This window comes from Micromonospora sp. USAFONa4 (genome assembly GCF_057197825.1).
Genome location: NZ_CM170072.1, coordinates 7168026 through 7184973 on the forward strand (window position 1 = coordinate 7168026; position 16948 = coordinate 7184973).

At 57.9% G+C, this 16948-nt stretch carries 23 protein-coding genes; 4 read left to right on the plus strand and 19 right to left on the minus strand.

The window, feature by feature from the left end:
• Nucleotides 1–3: 3 nt before the first annotated feature.
• The 13 genes from AC0OO9_RS31165 to AC0OO9_RS31225 form a co-directional block, all read right to left on the minus strand.
• Nucleotides 4–195, minus strand: coding sequence for a hypothetical protein (locus AC0OO9_RS31165; RefSeq protein WP_484514439.1), 192 nt, complete (start codon nucleotides 193–195; stop codon nucleotides 4–6).
• Complete coding sequence (locus AC0OO9_RS31170; protein WP_484514441.1) at nucleotides 192–593, minus strand: hypothetical protein; 402 nt, start codon at nucleotides 591–593, stop codon at nucleotides 192–194. Before AC0OO9_RS31170 ends, AC0OO9_RS31165 begins: the two co-directional genes overlap by 4 nt.
• Complete coding sequence (locus tag AC0OO9_RS31175; RefSeq protein WP_484514443.1) at nucleotides 586–831, minus strand: hypothetical protein; 246 nt, start codon at nucleotides 829–831, stop codon at nucleotides 586–588. The genes AC0OO9_RS31170 and AC0OO9_RS31175 overlap by 8 nt, the downstream gene beginning before the upstream one ends.
• Nucleotides 832–1029: 198 nt before the next feature.
• On the minus strand, nucleotides 1030–1359 hold the full coding sequence (locus tag AC0OO9_RS31180) for a DUF7574 domain-containing protein (protein WP_484514445.1): 330 nt from the start codon (nucleotides 1357–1359) through the stop codon (nucleotides 1030–1032).
• A 16-nt stretch (nucleotides 1360–1375) separates the two neighbouring features.
• On the minus strand, nucleotides 1376–2206 hold the full coding sequence (locus tag AC0OO9_RS31185) for a PD-(D/E)XK nuclease family protein (RefSeq protein ID WP_484514446.1): 831 nt from the start codon (nucleotides 2204–2206) through the stop codon (nucleotides 1376–1378).
• Nucleotides 2207–2407: 201 nt separating this feature from the next.
• Nucleotides 2408–3088 (minus strand): hypothetical protein, encoded by a 681-nt coding sequence (locus AC0OO9_RS31190; protein WP_484514448.1) that lies wholly within the window; start codon nucleotides 3086–3088, stop codon nucleotides 2408–2410.
• A complete protein-coding gene (locus AC0OO9_RS31195) occupies nucleotides 3085–3363 on the minus strand; it encodes a hypothetical protein (protein ID WP_484514450.1) in 279 nt (92 codons plus the stop codon). The genes AC0OO9_RS31190 and AC0OO9_RS31195 overlap by 4 nt, the downstream gene beginning before the upstream one ends.
• A gap of 2 nt (nucleotides 3364–3365) precedes the next feature.
• Nucleotides 3366–4616, minus strand: a complete 1251-nt coding sequence (locus AC0OO9_RS31200) for an RNA ligase family protein (protein WP_484514452.1) — start codon at nucleotides 4614–4616, stop codon at nucleotides 3366–3368.
• A 470-nt stretch (nucleotides 4617–5086) separates the two neighbouring features.
• Nucleotides 5087–5293: a hypothetical protein gene (locus tag AC0OO9_RS31205; protein WP_484514454.1), complete on the minus strand. Its 207-nt coding sequence runs from the start codon at nucleotides 5291–5293 to the stop codon at nucleotides 5087–5089.
• Between the two features lie 2 nt (nucleotides 5294–5295).
• Complete coding sequence (locus AC0OO9_RS31210; RefSeq protein WP_484514456.1) at nucleotides 5296–5679, minus strand: hypothetical protein; 384 nt, start codon at nucleotides 5677–5679, stop codon at nucleotides 5296–5298.
• Between the two features lie 197 nt (nucleotides 5680–5876).
• The gene (locus tag AC0OO9_RS31215) at nucleotides 5877–6467 is read right to left on the minus strand and encodes a hypothetical protein (RefSeq protein ID WP_484514458.1); all 591 of its coding nucleotides are present in this window, start codon (nucleotides 6465–6467) and stop codon (nucleotides 5877–5879) included.
• A gap of 70 nt (nucleotides 6468–6537) precedes the next feature.
• Nucleotides 6538–7083 (minus strand): hypothetical protein, encoded by a 546-nt coding sequence (locus tag AC0OO9_RS31220; protein ID WP_484514460.1) that lies wholly within the window; start codon nucleotides 7081–7083, stop codon nucleotides 6538–6540.
• Between the two features lie 534 nt (nucleotides 7084–7617).
• Nucleotides 7618–7863, minus strand: coding sequence for a hypothetical protein (locus AC0OO9_RS31225; RefSeq protein ID WP_484514462.1), 246 nt, complete (start codon nucleotides 7861–7863; stop codon nucleotides 7618–7620).
• Nucleotides 7864–8224: 361 nt separating this feature from the next.
• Between AC0OO9_RS31225 and AC0OO9_RS31230 the strand changes: the two genes are divergently transcribed.
• The 3 genes from AC0OO9_RS31230 to AC0OO9_RS31240 all read left to right on the plus strand — a co-directional run bounded on the left by AC0OO9_RS31230 (nucleotide 8225) and on the right by AC0OO9_RS31240 (nucleotide 9419).
• Nucleotides 8225–8488 carry a hypothetical protein gene (locus AC0OO9_RS31230; RefSeq protein WP_484514463.1) on the plus strand — a complete coding sequence of 88 codons (264 nt, stop codon included), beginning with the start codon at nucleotides 8225–8227 and terminating at the stop codon, nucleotides 8486–8488.
• Nucleotides 8475–8918: a deoxycytidylate deaminase gene (locus AC0OO9_RS31235; protein ID WP_484514465.1), complete on the plus strand. Its 444-nt coding sequence runs from the start codon at nucleotides 8475–8477 to the stop codon at nucleotides 8916–8918. The genes AC0OO9_RS31230 and AC0OO9_RS31235 overlap by 14 nt, the downstream gene beginning before the upstream one ends.
• A 279-nt stretch (nucleotides 8919–9197) precedes the next feature.
• Nucleotides 9198–9419 (plus strand): HNH endonuclease, encoded by a 222-nt coding sequence (locus AC0OO9_RS31240; protein WP_484514467.1) that lies wholly within the window; start codon nucleotides 9198–9200, stop codon nucleotides 9417–9419.
• Nucleotides 9420–9680: 261 nt separating this feature from the next.
• On the opposite strand, the gene dnaE is transcribed toward AC0OO9_RS31240, so the two are convergent.
• The 3 genes from dnaE to AC0OO9_RS31255 are packed head-to-tail and all read right to left on the minus strand — an operon-like array spanning nucleotide 9681 to nucleotide 13533.
• A complete protein-coding gene (dnaE, locus tag AC0OO9_RS31245; RefSeq protein WP_484514468.1) occupies nucleotides 9681–12779 on the minus strand; it encodes a DNA polymerase III subunit alpha in 3099 nt (1032 codons plus the stop codon).
• 17 nt (nucleotides 12780–12796) lie between these two features.
• Complete coding sequence (locus tag AC0OO9_RS31250) at nucleotides 12797–13243, minus strand: hypothetical protein (protein WP_484514469.1); 447 nt, start codon at nucleotides 13241–13243, stop codon at nucleotides 12797–12799.
• A gap of 5 nt (nucleotides 13244–13248) precedes the next feature.
• Complete coding sequence (locus tag AC0OO9_RS31255; protein ID WP_484514470.1) at nucleotides 13249–13533, minus strand: hypothetical protein; 285 nt, start codon at nucleotides 13531–13533, stop codon at nucleotides 13249–13251.
• Nucleotides 13534–13866: 333 nt separating this feature from the next.
• Here AC0OO9_RS31255 and AC0OO9_RS31260 point away from each other — a divergent pair, with 333 nt between their 5' ends.
• Entirely contained in the window at nucleotides 13867–14118 is a 252-nt protein-coding gene (locus AC0OO9_RS31260; protein ID WP_484514471.1) for a hypothetical protein, read from the plus strand.
• Nucleotides 14119–15149: 1031 nt separating this feature from the next.
• Here the strand turns inward: AC0OO9_RS31260 and AC0OO9_RS31265 are convergent.
• From AC0OO9_RS31265 to AC0OO9_RS31275, 3 genes are all read right to left on the minus strand, one after another.
• Entirely contained in the window at nucleotides 15150–15401 is a 252-nt protein-coding gene (locus AC0OO9_RS31265) for a hypothetical protein (protein ID WP_484514473.1), read from the minus strand.
• An 11-nt stretch (nucleotides 15402–15412) separates the two neighbouring features.
• On the minus strand, nucleotides 15413–15589 hold the full coding sequence (locus AC0OO9_RS31270; RefSeq protein WP_484514474.1) for a hypothetical protein: 177 nt from the start codon (nucleotides 15587–15589) through the stop codon (nucleotides 15413–15415).
• 930 nt (nucleotides 15590–16519) lie between these two features.
• Nucleotides 16520–16888 carry a DUF7447 family protein gene (locus AC0OO9_RS31275; protein WP_484514475.1) on the minus strand — a complete coding sequence of 123 codons (369 nt, stop codon included), beginning with the start codon at nucleotides 16886–16888 and terminating at the stop codon, nucleotides 16520–16522.
• Between the last annotated feature and the right edge of the window lie 60 nt (nucleotides 16889–16948).

The window sequence follows — 16948 nt, forward strand, 5'->3', positions numbered from 1 at the left end:
GGGCTACGCCTCCTCGACCCCGAGGTCATCAAGAGCCCCGTAGACCTGCTCAGCGGTACTGCCGAACCTGTCTGAATGCCACGTGATTTTATGGTTCATCAAGTACATCAGCCGACGAGCCTCCACCTCAGGAAGCCTCAGGACAATCTCCCGGACAACTGGTGGGGTGTGAAACTCAGCCTTGATGTTGCTCATGCAACCCACTCCCCTGCACCCTTGAACGTCTGGCAACCGAACTTCGAGCAGTAGTAGCGGTACTGGTACGGCGTACCGTCCTTCTTGGTCTTGCCGCGCATATCCTTGGCCTTGCCGTGCTCCGGGCACTCCGGGATCTCGCCAGGAGCGGAGTTAGCCGCAGCAGACTTCGGCGCAGAGCTACCGCCCCCCTGGGTGTTCGCGTTCCCGGAGAACACCCCGTTTACAAGAGCAGCCTGCTTGATGTTGCCGATGCCCGTGAAGATCTCCTTGGCGTTCTTCTCGAAGCCGTCGATGACCTCAGCCATCTCGCCACCAGAGTTCGTACGCAGGTGCACGAAATCGCCGTTGGCAACGAAGTCGATGTGGATATTCGGGAAACCGTTGTCGTCAGCCAAGTTCTTCCTCTTCCTTCGGTCGTCCACGAGCAACGAAGTTTGCTCGGGTGATCTCGATGTATTCGCCCGGGTCTACTTCAATCCGGTCATCCTCGAAGCCTTGAAATTCCAGATCCCTGACGTTCTCAGCTCGTTTGGCAAGAGCCTCAAGAGCTAGGGGGATAAGGATTTCTAGGAGACTCGGGTCGTCCTTTAGGTTCGGTGGCAGCAGCACTACCGCTCTAAGCTGCCGGGTCATTGCGTCTCTTCAGGATCAGCTTGTTGGGAAGCCGAGGGCGAAGCGGCCACGGCTTGACATCAGGGTTCTTGACCCAGAACAACCGGGTCTTCTCTCGCTTACTGGTGCGCTTCTTGAGAAAGCCGGGCTTGTGCCGGCTACCCTTGCCAGCTCGAACCTTGTCGACAAGGGCCCGACCGATGAGTTCCTTGAAGTCCATTACCGCAGCCCCAGCTCACGGAACTTCTCGACGGCATCCAGGACCGTGGACGGGTAGCGCTCTGCGTCGTTCTTGCCCATGAAGTCCTTGACAGCATTCCGAGCAGACTCAAGAGTCGGCAGATCAATCAGGTCTGCTTCGCTCTTCGGGGTGTCATCCCAGCCGTAGCAAGAACAACCGCTGTCAGTGATGTAGCACAGTCGGTGATCGCGCTTGTAGATACGCATCTCGGACCAGGAATAGTCCCACTCCCCGAACGAAGCGACCACCTCATAACCGGGGATGTCAGACTCTCTCTCGTACGAATCGAAATCGTAGAGGTTAGACATATTCAGTTGTCCTTTCCTACTTCAGGGGTTCACCCTCAGCGAGATAACCCTTGAGCCGACACCATTCACGTACACCGCAGAGCCCGCAGTTGTCGCTACTCGGGGACGCAATGAATACCCTGTTCTGAATCCCCCGATCCAATGCGCTGTACTCAGCGTCAAGGTATTCCTCGGTCCATCGAGACGGAGTCTCCCATTCCCCAGCAACACCATCCTTGAAGTACCAAAAGCGTGCGTGCTCAATCGGGGCTGGAAGGAACTCCTCGAATAGCTTGTTCGCTACGAACAGGTAGAGCCCTAGCTGTCTCGGATCATCGATCCGGTTGCCGGACTTCAAATCCTCGATGGTGCAGATGTTCTTCTCTCGCCAGTAGAGAATTCGGTCGATAGCCATATTGATGGCTACACCACTGGGGAATTCCCAGGTGCATTCCAGCTCAATAGCGGGGTCTCCGAATGGGTCCTCCCAGATCTCCCATTCGCCCTGGTCTGCGTACCGGAGGTAATTGGGAACCCAGTTCTTGATTCCCAGAGCAAGCCGGTTCTCGATGTCCTTCTCGACCGTGGACCTAGGGGGCTTGATCCAGTAGGAGGGGTCTGGTTGCTCGGCCTTCAGGTTGTCAATCTCTCGCCAGTAATACTCCGTGAACATCCCTTCGAGGTCGTACCGACGACCGGAGGTTTCCCAGTCGTCCGCAGCAGACTGGATAGCAATCCCGCCTGCGAGCCAGCTAGCGGGGCGCTTGGGAAGCCGAGGCTTCACGAACCTCTCTAGCCGGAACATCTCGGAGCACTTCGCGTAGTTACTGAGCTGAGAGAACGACCGCGTGTACCTACGCTGGGTCATTTCACTCCTAGCCAAAAGGGGCCCTGGCAATAAGCCAGGGCCCCCAGGCTTATTCAGTTGTGGTGTTACCTTGCGGGACTAGCTTAACGGGATCTTCGGGGTTGCTGCCGGCTCCCCCTCACTCGAAGATCATCCCCAGGATATCCATGACGGTCCAGCCGACACAGAAGCACGCAAAGATGTGGAACCAATACGGAACCCTCACCACAACACCCCCTCCTCTTGTGCGTACAGATCCTTGATGCCAGTGACCTCGACGCCACTGATCTGATCCACGAACGACCGTCGAGCCAGAGGCCCCACGACACCCCGCAGATACGGACCGCACTTCCACCGGATGATCTGACCGTCCCAGAGGAAGTCCACGGGGTAACCGTCCCTGCACGACGGACTCTCAGGAGTCTTCAGAAGCCGGAACTTCGTGAACCGTTCCCCACGGATCGCAAACGGCTCCGCAGACGGGCTGTACTCGCCCGTAAACGGATTGGGCTCACTGTGGACCACCTCTACCACCCCCGAGAAGTCCGGAGGCTCAGAGACGATCTGAAGGAGGATGGAGTGAACGTCCTCGGGGTTCTCCACCTTCCACATCACCTCAAGGGCGTTCTCCCCCACCGGAAACTGTGTCTGCACCTGGCCCTCAATGGTCCGGAGAGCCTTCTCAAGCTCCTTGACCTCCTTCAGGCCCAGGTGGAAGGCAATCGGCGCGTCCGACTTGACATCAGCTCGGTCCACCATTGCTACGTAATCGTCCGAGGCGAACACAGAGAGACCGTGAGTTCCACCAGAGAACATCACCACCCCATCGAGGCTGCTGCCCTTGGAGGAGAACTGAATGGCGTTGTAGCAGAGTCGGTGGAGGTCTTCAGCGAGGATCTTCACAGACCCTTCTCCTCCGCAACACGAACCAGCTCGTCTAGGAGGTCTCCGAACTTCCCCTTGTAGATGTACGTACTGCCGAACTGAAACTGGTCGTCCGGAATGTAGTAAATCCAGACCTCGTACTCCTTGTCGTACTCAGGACCGCAGGTGTGACAACCCCCGTAGGCGTACACGTCGACATCTTCGTCCCAGCCAGTGACTTCGGTTGCGGCAGCGCCATTCTTCCGAATGAATTCCAGCAGCAGACCCTTAAAGGTCTCCTCGAAGTTGCCCATATTCAGTTGTCCTCCTCAAGAGACTGCTCGCCCTTGTCGAGCAGCTTCGTTTCGTACTCGAAGAACTTCGGAGACTTCGCCTTGACGATCAGGGGAGTCATCCCCTCGACGCGAAGGCACACGCCCTCATCGACCATTCCAGGGTCGGTGGGAAGAGCGTCCTTGAAGTGGTCAGCCAGCCGAATATCCAGGTAAGGCAGCACAGCCTCTTCGTCTGCCTCGCCACTCGTCAACTCAGGAACCGTCTCCAACCCAATCGACTCGCAGAACTCCTTGACCGCAGACCAACTCAGGTCAACCGTCCGACCATCCTCGTTAAGGACAGCAACCCGGTAGACATACAGCTCCGCTACACCCTCAGGAAGGCAGTAGGTGTAGCCCTTCTGGATTGGGGTGTTAGTCCCAGGAACCCAGCCGATGATCTCGCCGTAAACGATGTACCCCTTCGGGAGAAGACCCTCTAGGCGACTCCCGATCTCGGTGTATACGTCGCTGCCGTAGAAGTCCTTCGGAAGGTTCGGGTTGCTCGGGTCCTTGGTGACGTTCCGAGAGCCGTAGACGTACGCCCACTCCCGCTCCTGAATGGACGCGCCCAGGAACCGAGCGAGCCTGTCCTTCCAGGTGAGCTTGCGCTCCACGAGGGTGTGACCGACCCGGATGCTCGTACCATGAAGCTTCTGGGTGAGCACAACATGATCCTCCGGGAGGATCGTCTCGGACACCCGGAAGTAGTTCGGCGTATCGAAGTGCTTGGGGAAGAGCTTGTCGTCTACCCGCTCGTTACGCTGCCGCTTGGCTACCGGCAGACCAGCTCGGTTGCCACGGGGGACGTACTTCTGGCAGATCTCGTTGCCTTCCAGCTCATCGAAGGTGTCACCCTCCTTGAACTGGTCCCACTCCGAGAAGAACCCAGAAAGACTGGACAGCGGCATGAACAGGGCGTCGCTGCGGTGACCCCGGAACTTCAGTGCCTTTACCCGCCGGTTGTCTTCGAGGTAACCCTTCTGGGTCGGGTCAGCGTTCAAGTTCTCATGCCGGTGAAGGTTGTTGGCTGCGGCGTACCGCTCGGAGAGCTGAGTCTCGGCGGAGAACACAATCCCGAGGTCGCCAACCTCCGTATCCTTCGAGACGATCGCCTGATAACCCAGGACCGGGATGCCCACGACGTTATCGCAGTTGGGGAGAACGTTCACCTTGCGCACCCGAACTACCTGGGCAGCGTAGTTGATGTTCTTCGGAGGAGAGAGCTTCACTGAGGTCCCTTCATAGGAAGGGGGCTCCCGACCAGGAGCCCCCTTCCTTCTATTCAGTTGTGTATTCAGTTACGTCAGGAGTGCAGTTTGACAATCTTCCGCTTGCCACACTTAAAACACTCGCGGCACTGGAAGGTCTGAGGAGTAGAGGAGTGCGTCCCGTCCGACCAGTGCCACCACTGCTTGCCGGATATGGTCTCCCACTTCCCCCACCGATGGAAGATGTGCATCAGAGGTTCGTCCATTCTGTCAGCCCGTGAGCCAGGAACCAGAAAAACCAGAACACCAGTTCAAAGAGCACGAACCTGGGATCGGTGAGGACAGCCCTCATATCTTCCCGGAACGTCACTTCTTCTCCCGAATCAGTTCCTTGGTGCCACCGTTGGTGCGCCGCACCGTCAGGCCCTCCGAACGCTGGTGCACGTACCGAGGCTCCTGGCGAAACTTCTTGAGCCCCTTCAGAGGCCGCACTACTCCCCCTTGCTGTCGTGGTACCCGCTACCGTCCGGAGCCCAGGAGAGGACGTGGAACTGATCTCCGATGGAGTTGGTGTAGACGTTCTCCTTCTCGGTGGACCAAACCCGGTCGGTGTGTACGAACTCCTCGTTGTCGTCGTAGCCCGTAAGGCACTGGGAATAGCTCGGAGACCAGACAGCCCGGTAGAGGTACGTAACCACCCTCAGACCTCCTTGTAGAGACGCTTGAAGCCGGCGGGTGGGGTGGTCGTGGTGGACCGCAGCGATGGCTTGATCGCGTTCACGCAGATGTAGTGATACTGAATCGTCTTCGGGTCGTACTGCCTCTTGTAGAGCGCCCCCGTTGCCGTCTCCTGGTAGTAGTCCGTCACTTCGTAGAGCGGAGCCGGAGGCTCAGGCTTCTCGTCCTCCCAGACTTCGAGGTTGAGGTAATGGATGTAGTTCACCCAGTTGTCACCCATTCCCCCAACCCGAATGAAGTCTTCCGGCGCTCGGGAATAAATGTTCTGCGCCGTGCCCTCAACGCCGTGCCACCGAACCCGAGTCTGATCGGGAAGGAATTCCCTGTCGTTCTTCTTCCAACCCATTTACATCCACCTCACTACGCACTGGCTCTTCGAGCCGATGAACTGAAGATGCTCGTTGAACTCCGAAGAGATGTCCTGAGCGGTGGAACGCTTCCAGCAGGAGGCAATCACTAGCCCACTGTCAGAATGAATGACCTTCCATCGGCCTGAGGTAACCCGGCCCCAAAATTTCCGGATGGTGTGCACGTTTTTGGCCCTCAGCCCTCGATCGGCTCGACAGTCTTCATCGAGTCGTACAGCTTCTCCCAGTGGAATCCGAGGGAGGTGATGTACTTCTTCACCGAATCGAAGTCGTCCGGGTTAACGTCCGCCGGAACCTCGAATTCGAGAACGACCCGAGTCTTCCGCTTCGGGATCTCGATCCCCAGCTCCTTCATGGCAGCCTCGAAGCCTCCGTCGCACCAGCCCTCAGTGCGCTTCGTCCGAGCGGCCACCTCGTAGACCTCCCGCTTGAAGGCTTCCAGCTCTTCCTCAGGGGTCCGCTTCGGGAACGCCGTGCCGTTCACATCGACCGTCTCGACTCGGGAGTCCTTCCAGACCTCCTTGGCAACCCTCTCAGCGGTCGCTCGGTCCTTGACGAACAGGGTGTAGTAATCGGGAGCACCGATGGTGCGACGAACGGTGATGAAAACCCGGTCGGAGTTACCCTCGTTCCGAGACATCCCCAGCGACTTCAGGGCCTTCGCCATAGCCCGCCCGGCGGGCTGGTAGGGCGAATCCGGATTGTCGCCCCACTCCAGAACGCAGTTCCGGACGGAGTTGTGGTAGCGGTACTCGGTGCGGTCCATATTCAGTTGTTTCCCTTCAAGACGTACTGCTTACAAAGGACGAACTCGGAATTGCTTTGCTTCAGCTCGGTCAGCCGTCGATCTTCTCGACCGACTTGATGGCACGCTGAAGGTCGGGGCGGGGGAGGTCGTAGACGGTCTGGAAGTCCGGAACGCGCGTCCCCTCGTCGTACTCCAACTCCAAGGTGATCCGGACCTTCGCCTTCGGAGCCTCGATGCCCAGCTCCCGGAGGGTGTCCTGAACAACGTCGCACCAGCCGTGCTTCTCGGCCTTCTCCATAGCCTTCTTGTAGACCTCGGCCTTGAAGGCGTTGAGCTGGCTGTCAGCCTCCTCGACAGTGAGCGTCGTCGGCTTGGGGAACGAAATGCCGTTGATAGTTACATCCGTGGTGGCCGAGTCCTTCCACGCCTGCCGGGCGTACTCCTCAGCCCGGTCGGTGGGAATGTTCACGGTCCAACCCCCCTCGCCCGAGTGAATCCGGACACGCTTCGCAGGGCCGGTGACATTCCGGGTCAGTCCGAGAGCAGCCAGAGTGCGCTTTGCAACTGCAAGCCCAGTCCTGGTGGCTCCGAAGGTGCTCTCTTCGATGGCGAACTCGATGTCGTAGGCAGACATATTCAGTTGTCCTTCTTCTTGGGCGAGTAGGTCTTCCACTCGACGGAATTGCCGTGCTTCTTGCCGATCAAAACATCATGGGGGTCGTTGATACGACCACCTTTGCTGCCTAGGGAATGCCTTTTGGCCTTAGAGTGCGCCCTTGAACTATTGGGCACGCCTTCGGGATTCCAGACACAGGAATTGCACTTGAGCAGGTAGGAAGTAGGCTCCCTTGGAATGGCAGGATGACTCTTATACCAGTCGTCATGCAGGCGACAGTAAAGGAGTTCTCCGTCCATTGGAGCAACGGGGTACCGCTGAATACAACCACAATTCAAGGCTGCTTCATGGTCCGCTGGCGACGGTTTTTGGTATTCGTACTCCGGTCCGTGGTCTCCGACTATGGAGCCACTAGGGAGGCGTTTCCTGGCAAGGTCGAACTCGTGTGTTGCGTAGTACCAGAATGAGTCCGAGGACACAATATCGTCATCTCCGAACGCACCCCGGACTAATGTTCGCAGATCCATATTCAGTTGTTTTTCCTGAGGGGAGTTAGTCAGTCGGAATGGCGTACACGATGTACGTCCCTCGCTCCGGGTCTTCGAGGTCCAGAGCGATCGATTCCACCTCCACCTCGAACTCGATCTCCTCTCCGTCCAGCTCGGGCGCTGGGTGGCGGCGGATCTCCTTCAGGAGGATCGTGGTCCCCTTAGCCGGCACAGCCGGCACTTGGGCGTACAGGGGAAGACGGTTCTTCCCCTCCTGAGAGCCCCACTGAAGCTCTACGCTGAACAGCATCTCAACTCCCTCCCGCCGTTGTGGCGATGACCCAACGGTACTTCTAAAACGGCCCGTATGACAGTGCGGGATGTCCTGGTTTGGGGGGATACTCCATGTGAGCTGGGTCACATACGATGGTCATCGTGTCCGGGTGGTCAACGGCGGACACGCAAGGTATCTAGTGAGGACGCTGCTCAGGCAGCAGGGGGAGCCGGAGGCGGCAAGGATCTCCCGTTAAGATATTTAAGGGGTCTTATAGAAGTTAGGGACCCAGGTCCCTAAGACCCCCTAGTAAGTAATAACTACTAGGGCTCCTCAAGGAGCCCATAAGTAAGTAATTACTAGGAGCCCCTATGGGGCTCCTTAATAGGGGGTTCTCTTGAAGTTCAATACCCTTGCCATCGTAAGCTTCCCCTCAGGGGGAAGCGCTAAGAAGAAGTTCCTTTACCTCAACCAAATCCGTATGGGATTTGGTAATGGTATCTATGAACCAGCCAAGGGGCTGGTTCTCTTCTCTCGGCCCGACAGAATCAACCGGGCCGAAGTAAAAGTCGCAAGCTCGATGGCTGAATACGAGCTTGCTCCTATTAGGGATCTTCTCACTGCCGTCGAAAGTCTTGGGGCAACCGTTGAATACCTTTGAGCGACCCGATTGGGTCTCCTACTACTTGGCCGGAGCCAAGTGGGTATCAACAAGAGCTGACTGCCGACGCAGAAAGGTCGGCGCAATTCTGGTTGCCGACGACAACCGAGTCCTTTCAATTGGCTACAACGGAACTGACCCCGGCGCTCCGGGATGTCTTTCTGGAGCTTGCCCAAGAGGATTGCTTAGCTACGACGAACAACCAGCTTTCGGAGACTACGGCAATTGCATCTCTCGACATGCCGAAGAGAATGCTCTGAGGAATGTTCCTGGACTAGCTCCGCTTGACTCGTTCGTTGACCGATGGCTAATGGAATGTCATCGAGCCACGATGTTCATTACCGACGAGCCTTGTCCGGACTGCCGAACGCTTATGACGAATGCCGGAGTCTACAAAGCCATTTGGCCGAATGGAGAACTGCTGCTATGAGTCGAGATCTTATCCTTGGTGCTGTTCTGTGTCTGGTGGTTATCGCTGCGGTGGCAATCATCTTCTAGATGTCGGGGGCGGGTTGAGCGCCCGGTCCGCTACCACCGAGGAAGCTCCCCGCCCTCGCACCAACCTGGAATCCCAGCCGGGGCAACACCAACAACCCCCGAGAGCTAAGAGGATTTCATGCCGAGAGCTAAGAAGAGATGCGCCAAGCCTGACTGCCGGCAGTTTGCTCCGTGCCCCACTCACAAGGTCTGGAAGCGGTCGAGTGGCCAGGTGCCGTTGCCGTCCAACTGGGGCAGCCTGAAGAAGAAGGCTCGTGGATACTCCACGAAAACCTGCTACGTCTGCGGTCGTTCCGGAGTAGCCGGCCAAGTCGATCACGTTATCAATCGAGCTGCCGGCGGCACCAACGATCCGGACAATCTCGCGTGGATTTGCCACAAGGACCACAAGGACAAGACCGACCGGGAAAAGCAGGCTGGGAGGAAGCGTTGAGAGACATTATCTGGAACAGAGCATAGAAAAAGGGCCCCCGAAGGGGCCCTTTTAGAAGATCCTTTCACTAGCTCTTGTCAACAAGCTGAAGACTCTTGATCGTCTCGAAGTCTCCTTCGGTGAAGCTGGCTTGCCAGCGATAGCCGCAACTCCCATGGGTGCTGGCTCTCGTCCGCTGATGGGTTTCTGCGGTGCACTTCCACGTCTCGAACACTCTGGCCTTGCAGACCCACTGACGGGTGAACAGATCTTCGAGCGTCATCACTGGAATACTCCCAGAGATCTTACGGCAGGCTCAACGGCCTCCCAGTTGGCGACGGACAGATCCAGGGTAATCGAGCCGATACGCATCCGCAACCGAGTCTTTCCCGGGTGCTTCGCCAGAAGATCCTTTAGCCAGTGCAACTCGGCCTCAGTCAGCGGTCTCTTGGGTACTAGATCCACTGCTCCCTGAGTCAGGACCATCGAGAGGTACTGTCTCTCCCAAGCCTGCCTCTGCTCAGTCGATGCAATACCCGACTCGCCCACGCCGTACGACACGCGGTACAGAGGACGTTGGCCCAACCGGGCCTCCTGGCGGTGAAGTAGTGCGCGGGCGCTGAGTGCTTCCCTGGCAAGGTACAGCTCCTCTCGCAGGGGTGTAAGACCGTCCATGGCTCCTGAGCCCACCAGGGCGGCCAGAGAGCCACTGTTGAGGGCTTTCGCTGGGGCCCGCTTGAAGAAGTCGTCCAGGTCGCTGAACGGCCTCTTCCCCTCGATGGCGTTGTAGACAGCTTCCCCAACGCCCTTGATCGCCAAAATCCCGTAGTGGATGCCAGTTGGACCTGGCGAGAATCCCAAGCCACTGTGGTTGATGTCCGGTGGCAGCAACGGGATTCCCATCCTTTCTACTTCGGCGAGGTATTCAGGTAGACGATCTTTGTCTTCCGCGACCGAGCTAAGTACAGCCGCCATGTATTCAATCGGATGGTTCGCCTTGAGATACGCCGTCCAGTAAGCAACCAGGCCATATCCGGCTGAATGGGCTCGGTTGAAGGAGTAATCTGCGAAAGGCACCAGAGTCGCCCATAGGGCTTCCAGTGCTTCGTTAGTGAACCCCTTCGCTTTACCCGCAGCCAAGTAGTCCGGCTTCGTGGCCCCCATCTTCGCATGGTTCTTCTTCCTCATCGCGTCGAACAGAAGTGCGGCCTCGGAGTACGACCAGCCGCACACGATCTTCAGGACTTCAAGTACCTGCTCCTGCCATACGATCAGGCCGTAGGATTCTGCGAGAGCAGGTTTTAGAGCCTCTTCCAACTCAGGGTGAATTGCCCAGTCACTTCGCCACTCGACTCCTGCATTCTTCCGCTTGGCGAACTCAGTGTGAGCGTTAGCTCCCATTGGGCCAGGGCGGAACAGTGCGAGCACGGCCGAAATATCGTCAAATCGAGTGGGCCGAAGCAGTCGTAGCAGCCCCCGCATACCAGAACTGTCAAGCTGGAAGACACCAAGGGTGTTTCCTGAGCTGAGGAGTTCGTAGGTCGCCCGGTCGTTGCAATCGCCGGGATTAGTTGGCAAGTCGGACAGGTTGGGTCCATCGGCCAGCAGCAGCCGTGGCGACGACACGGAACCGTCTCGTTGCAGATGTCGCAAGCACTCATCAATAATCCCTAGGTTTCGTAGTCCAAGGAAGTCATACTTCACGAGGCCAAGAGCTTCGACCTCATGCATATCAAAGCCAGTGATCCAGCCACCTTCGCCCCGGACCTTCCGGACCGGGACAGCCTCCCAGATCGGCTCCTCTGAGGAGAACACCACGCCTGCGGCATGTACCCCTTCGTTTCGGACGGTGCCTTCGAGCCCCGTAGCAAGCTCGTAGACGGCATCCCGAGGGCCTGTGTAGTCCGCAAGGCTGGGCTGCCTTCCGAACTTCGCAGGAGGCAACTGAGCGCTGTAGAACATCCCCTTTTCGTTGGTGCCCCCCAGGACTCGGTTAGCATCCTTCAAAGCGTTCTTGGCACCGATGGTGCCGAAGGTTCCGATCTGAGCGAACGCGTCGTCTCCGTAGAGCCTACGAACCAGCTCGATAAACTGGTCCCGCTGAGCGTCGTTGATGTCGATGTCGATGTCGGGTCGTCCCGCACGCTGCGGGTTCATGAAGCGCTCGAAGATCAGTCGGTGTGCGATCGGGTCAAGATCCGTGATACCCAGCGCAAAAACAACCAGGCTGCCACCGGCAGACCCACGCCCAGGACCAAATACAATCCCTTCCTTCTTTCCCTCGTTGACGACGTGTTGAAGCACCAGGAAGTAATTCGGGTCAGAGACCTTGCAGATAACCTCAAGCTCGTAGGCAAGCTGGTCGTAGTGAGCGCTCGTGAGCTTCTGAACTCGCTGTTCCATTCCTTCCCGAGCAAGAGCCCTCAGAGCCTCCTCAGCGGTCCACCCGTCCGGTAGGTCGAACTGCGGGTACCGGACTCGCTCATCGAAGAACCCGTCGTACGCCTCTACTCGCTCTGCGACCAGGAGAGTATTTTCCAGCGATACAGCCGGCAGAGGCTTCGATTCCATTTCCTGTCGGCTGCTGATGTGATAACCCGCCCCAGAGAATTGGAAAGCCGGCTTGGCAAGAGTGCTCTGAGACTGGACGCACAGTAGAGCAGCGTGAACGGAAGAATGCTCAGGACGGCAGTAATGAGCGTCATTGGTCGCAACCAGGGGAACATGATGCCTCTCAGCAAGCTCAATGAGATCACGATTAAGGGCATCCTCGAAAGGTATGCCGTGGTGCATCACCTCTACGAAGAAGTTGTCCTTGAAGACGGACTTGTAGTAGTCAACGAGGCGGTCAGCTTCGTCCCGCTGACCGAGGCGAACTCTGGTGCTGATAGCGGACCCAGCACACCCCGAGAGGACGATTAGTCCGTCAGAGTGACGCCTAAGGCTTTCAAGGTCGATTCGAGGCTTGCTGTAGAAGCCAGAGTCAAAGCCCTCAGCCTGAAGTCGGTAGAGGTTCCTAACTCCTTCTGCATTTCTCGCAAGCACCGTAAGGTGCGTATAAGCGCCTCGACCTCCGATACCGGGATTGTCCCCATCTTCCGCAACCCTCTCCGGGTTACCTGGACCCCAGTCCACTCGGGACCGGATAGAACGGTCTTCCGGCGCAACATAGAACTCACATCCCAGGATTGGCTTGATGTCGGCTGCGAGACACGCCCGGTAGTGCTCTAGGAGTCCGGGCAGACTTCCGTGGTCGGTCAACGCCAAAGCAGGCTGCCCAAGACGGGCAGCCTCCTCGGCGTACTGCTTGCTAGTCCCCATGCCATCGAGGATTGACCCTCGGTGAGAGTGGACGTGCAAGTGTACGAATTCCTTATTCACTTGTGGTTGCTCCTGTTTTACGGCGCGTTGCCGTCCCGGTCTCGGATGAGGTCTCCCCAGGGAATCTGTCCGTCTCCCCCGTGGTGTTCTTCGAGGTGCTTGTGAGCGTGCCGCACAACTTCGTTGTGTCCCGGAACAGTGGCTACGCCCCGCGCGATCTCGCCGTGCTCGTCACACGTGGCGATCCAGTCCTGCTCCTCGAATGGCTTGTCCTTCTGGGCCTTGTCCAAGCCGATCTCCACGAAGCCGGGCTTCATCTCTTCCAGCCACTCGGCGATCTCGTCCCGCCGGACGATCAGAAGCTCATGCTCGGTGCCGTCAGCGTTCGGCAGCGCCAGGGGGGTTCCGGGGATCTCCGAGGGTGGGTTACCCTTGCGCCCAGGGCCGTAGACCGCACCCTTGATGTAGTCGATAAGTTCGCGCTGAGCAGCGCGCTTGGTGATGGCGACGGATTTGGTGGTCATGGCTCCTAGCTTTCTTTGCGGGCCTCAGTGGATGCCAGCTTTACCGACTGCAACTCTGAGAACGGGCTGTCTTCTTCCCATCGGGACACAGGAGTCTTGGAGCCCATCCGATCGTTCCACCGGAAGTCATCGGCCCACAGCTCGAACTTGATGCAGACGTTCGTCAGGAGGATGAGATCCTGGATCTCCTCGTGGGGACCCCCGTAGATGTGGTCTCCCGCGAACGCCTGGTCTTCCTCAAACTCTCCCCAGGGGTCCTGCTGGCCGTATTCCTCCCTGGGGTCGCTCACCGGACCACCGCCAGGTGCCGGACCGGACCGGGGGTGCCCGCAACCGGACGCTCCCAGACCACCTCGTTCCCGAGCATGAGCCGGGTGGCTCCCGACCGAAGGGCATACCCCTCCCGATCATGGATGTCTGGTGGGACGATAAGCTTGCCCCGCCGAGGGATGAACACGTACCACCGGACAGTCCCGGGAGCTTGAAGGGGGTTGTGCATGTGCTGTCAACCTTCCAGGGTGTGATGTACGACACTTCTAATATGCGATGATTAATACCTGAGTCGAGTGGTAGGGTTCTTGCGGAAGTTAGGTAACCCTGCGATCGATGAGGATGGATCTCTCGTGGCGAAGATCAAGGAGAAGTGGTGGGGCGTGCTCGGTGGACGAGCGGACGCCGTAATGAGGCACGTCGAGATCCCTGTCAGGCTCAACAATGACCCTGATCGTGAGGTCGTCATCATCGTCCCTGCCAGCAAGATCCCCCAGTTCATGAGAACGCTGGCTAACGCTCACGCCAGGGCAACTGGTACGTCCGCATTGATGGCCTCCCTAGAGAGCAGTGACGGTGGAGACACCGGACCGGACGGAAACTGACCGGACGCTCAGTGTTAACCACGACTGTACTCGCGGAACTTCCATACGGCAAGTTTTAGAAGTTGGCACTAACCGGACACCTCCCCCGAACACGACCGGACATGACCGGACCGGACCACAGGGGACCGGACCGGACCGACCGGACGCTTGACGCCTCAAGCACCTTCCTTAAGTGGACCTTAACAGGGGTCCCACCAGTGGGACTAGGCGAAAACTACTCAACCTGTCGATGATCGTCACGGGATGTTTGCCCTGCGGATGGTTGACACGCGGCAACCAGTGTGCTTGTCGATGGATGCTATACGGGGCGTTACAGCACAACTACACAGGCTGCCAGGTAGCAGGGGTCGGTTACCTGGGAAGCACAGAAGGGGCAGGGGGTCTCCCCCTGCCCCTGTCCGTCACTCCCCTTCCCCGTGGCCCTCTAGCTCTCGCCGCTCTGCGCAGTAGAACCCCGCCGCGTACCTAGCCCGTTGGTGCCGCCGTCGCAGCTCTGCCAGGTTGGCATCCCGCACCCTCCACAGCGCTAGCGCTGCCGCTAGGCACAGCACCAGCAGGCAGGGGCTAGCTATCAGCAGGGTCAGCATTGGCATGTCTTCGGTTGGGTGTATCCGAAGAGACCGGCGACGTACTCAGCGCACCTAATCGGGTTATAGAACGTGTAGTAATCCGAAGTTAGGCGGAACGATTGCCCCGTTCGATCACTCCAGAATGCGCGTTCGTATGTCACCTCGACTAGTAGCTTCCCAGGTCGATAGCCTGTGTGCTCGGAGGGCATAATACTAGCCCAATGAACTTGACAGGACGAAGGAAAACGATCCTGAATCCACGTGACCACCCCTCCCTTGTCGTCTACCTTGATTCTGTCAGGGTCGAACTGCTTCCGCGCTCCGATACTCTCAAGAGCCTGCGTGAAATGCCGCATCAATAGTGGCGACGGATTTTCCACGGCAATCCCTTCCCCTAGTGCTAATGAAACAATGCCAGGGGCACGGCTGACGCCGTACCCCTGTCCACAATCGCATTAGTGCCTAGATGAACTCTACGCCGAGAGTTTCGGCGATACAGCTAGCGAACCTTCCGGCCCAATCGGCAGTTTCGTCGGTAGCACTCTCGCAGTCGTGAGCGGCTTGCAGCGCCCACATGAGTTCGGCGAAATCCGATGCGCTGAGAGTGATGTCGAAACCAGCAGGTTCAGCCGTAGGCACCTTCGCCATTCTTTCTTCGTTGGCACGAATTGTGGCTTCGATACCCTCGTTAGACATGCTAGTGAAGCTTTCCATTGTGTTTCCTTTCAGCTAATCGGGGTGAGGTCACCAGTAAGAAAGCGCAAAGTCTTTCCGCTTTTGTCCATCTTGACGTCGATATACCTGCGTCCGACCTTCACCACTACCCCGTAGCGGTCTCCCTGCATCCATATATCAAGGTCTGGCGCGATTTCGACGCGCATGTCCTTCTTCATTGCTGTCACTGCTACCTCCTAGCTATCCGGATAGAAAGCCCTACAGGACTACAGCACCCCTACGGCCGGTTATCCGTACGTGAGGCGGCATTACATGCCCTGTAGAGCAATCTAACGGGATGGTGCTAGCGATTCTTGCGAGCGACCCCAAAGGGGAACGACAGTGGCCTACGGATCACTTCAGCTATCCATGCAAGCCGCGATTTACGGATTCCGTCGTCATCAGCAACAAGAACAGTCTTCATCACCCCTCCAAAAACAGATCTGCGTTGCTGTCGTTGTACTTGAGGATTTCCGACGCTGCGTAGCTGAATGGCCGGCAGACGTTACCAGATTCAGGGGGTAGCTGCGAAAGCTCCCCCTCCCTGTCTAGGCCGCTCTGTGCCAGTACGTCAAGGAATCGAATGGTGATTCCTCCGGCGTCCACCTGGTCCCGTTCGTGGGGGCCCGTGTAGGCGAGACTAGGACGCATCAGAGCGCAGCCTCAGCGCGAGCCACCCGGGCGTCGGCACGGTTCTCAGCCTTGCGCATACGGCGAGACTGACGGGGGGTGAGCAGGGGTCGACATTCCAGCGTGCTCCGACCCTCATGTACTAGGTTTCGCTGATCGGCGTACGCCATCAGCCGGCCGACCGCACTCATCGGCTGAGCGCTCTTGCCCCGCATCCCTGCCATGTATGCCTTCTCAGCCCTAGTCCAGGTGGGAACGGAAAGGTCGGGGGTGTTGTCTGCGATCAGCTTCTCAAGCTGAGGCTTGGTCATCTTGCTGTACCCGCTAAGGCCCATGCCCTTAGCCTGTGCCTTCAACTCCGGAACAGTAGCCACGGTTCTCCCCTTTTCAATTTGTATGGCGACGGTGTTTGATGGTCCACGGTCTAACCTCTAGGCCGCTATGGCAAGGATCAGAGTTGCCCCTGATCCCTCCCGATTGTGGTCTAGCTAGTCAGTGATTCGCTCAGTCTGGCATCGCATCGTTTCGTTGTACGGGCATTCCGCGTTTCGCGCGATTGCTCCGACGTGACACGCGGCGTGATTCTTGGCACCGCTCAGCGTTTCGTGTGCCATGAATTCGCCGACGTTGCTAATCTCCCCCTCGCTGTCAGCCATCCGAACCGTGTAGAGGCGTGGGTGACCTTCTCCCGTTTTCTCCGAGGTGACGAACAGTGCCCCGCTGTCATCCGGCAACGGCCAGACGCGAGGCTCTACACGTCCAGAGAAGAACGCGAGAGTGTCAGCGTCGAACCAATGCTTGCTGTGCCTGCTCCGCTTAGCGGCTTCCTTAATTTCGTTAATGTCGTTGTAAGCCATTCTCAGTTGCTCCCGTTCTGAAGGTGCGCCACAGCAAACAGGGTCTTGCTCATTGCTCGG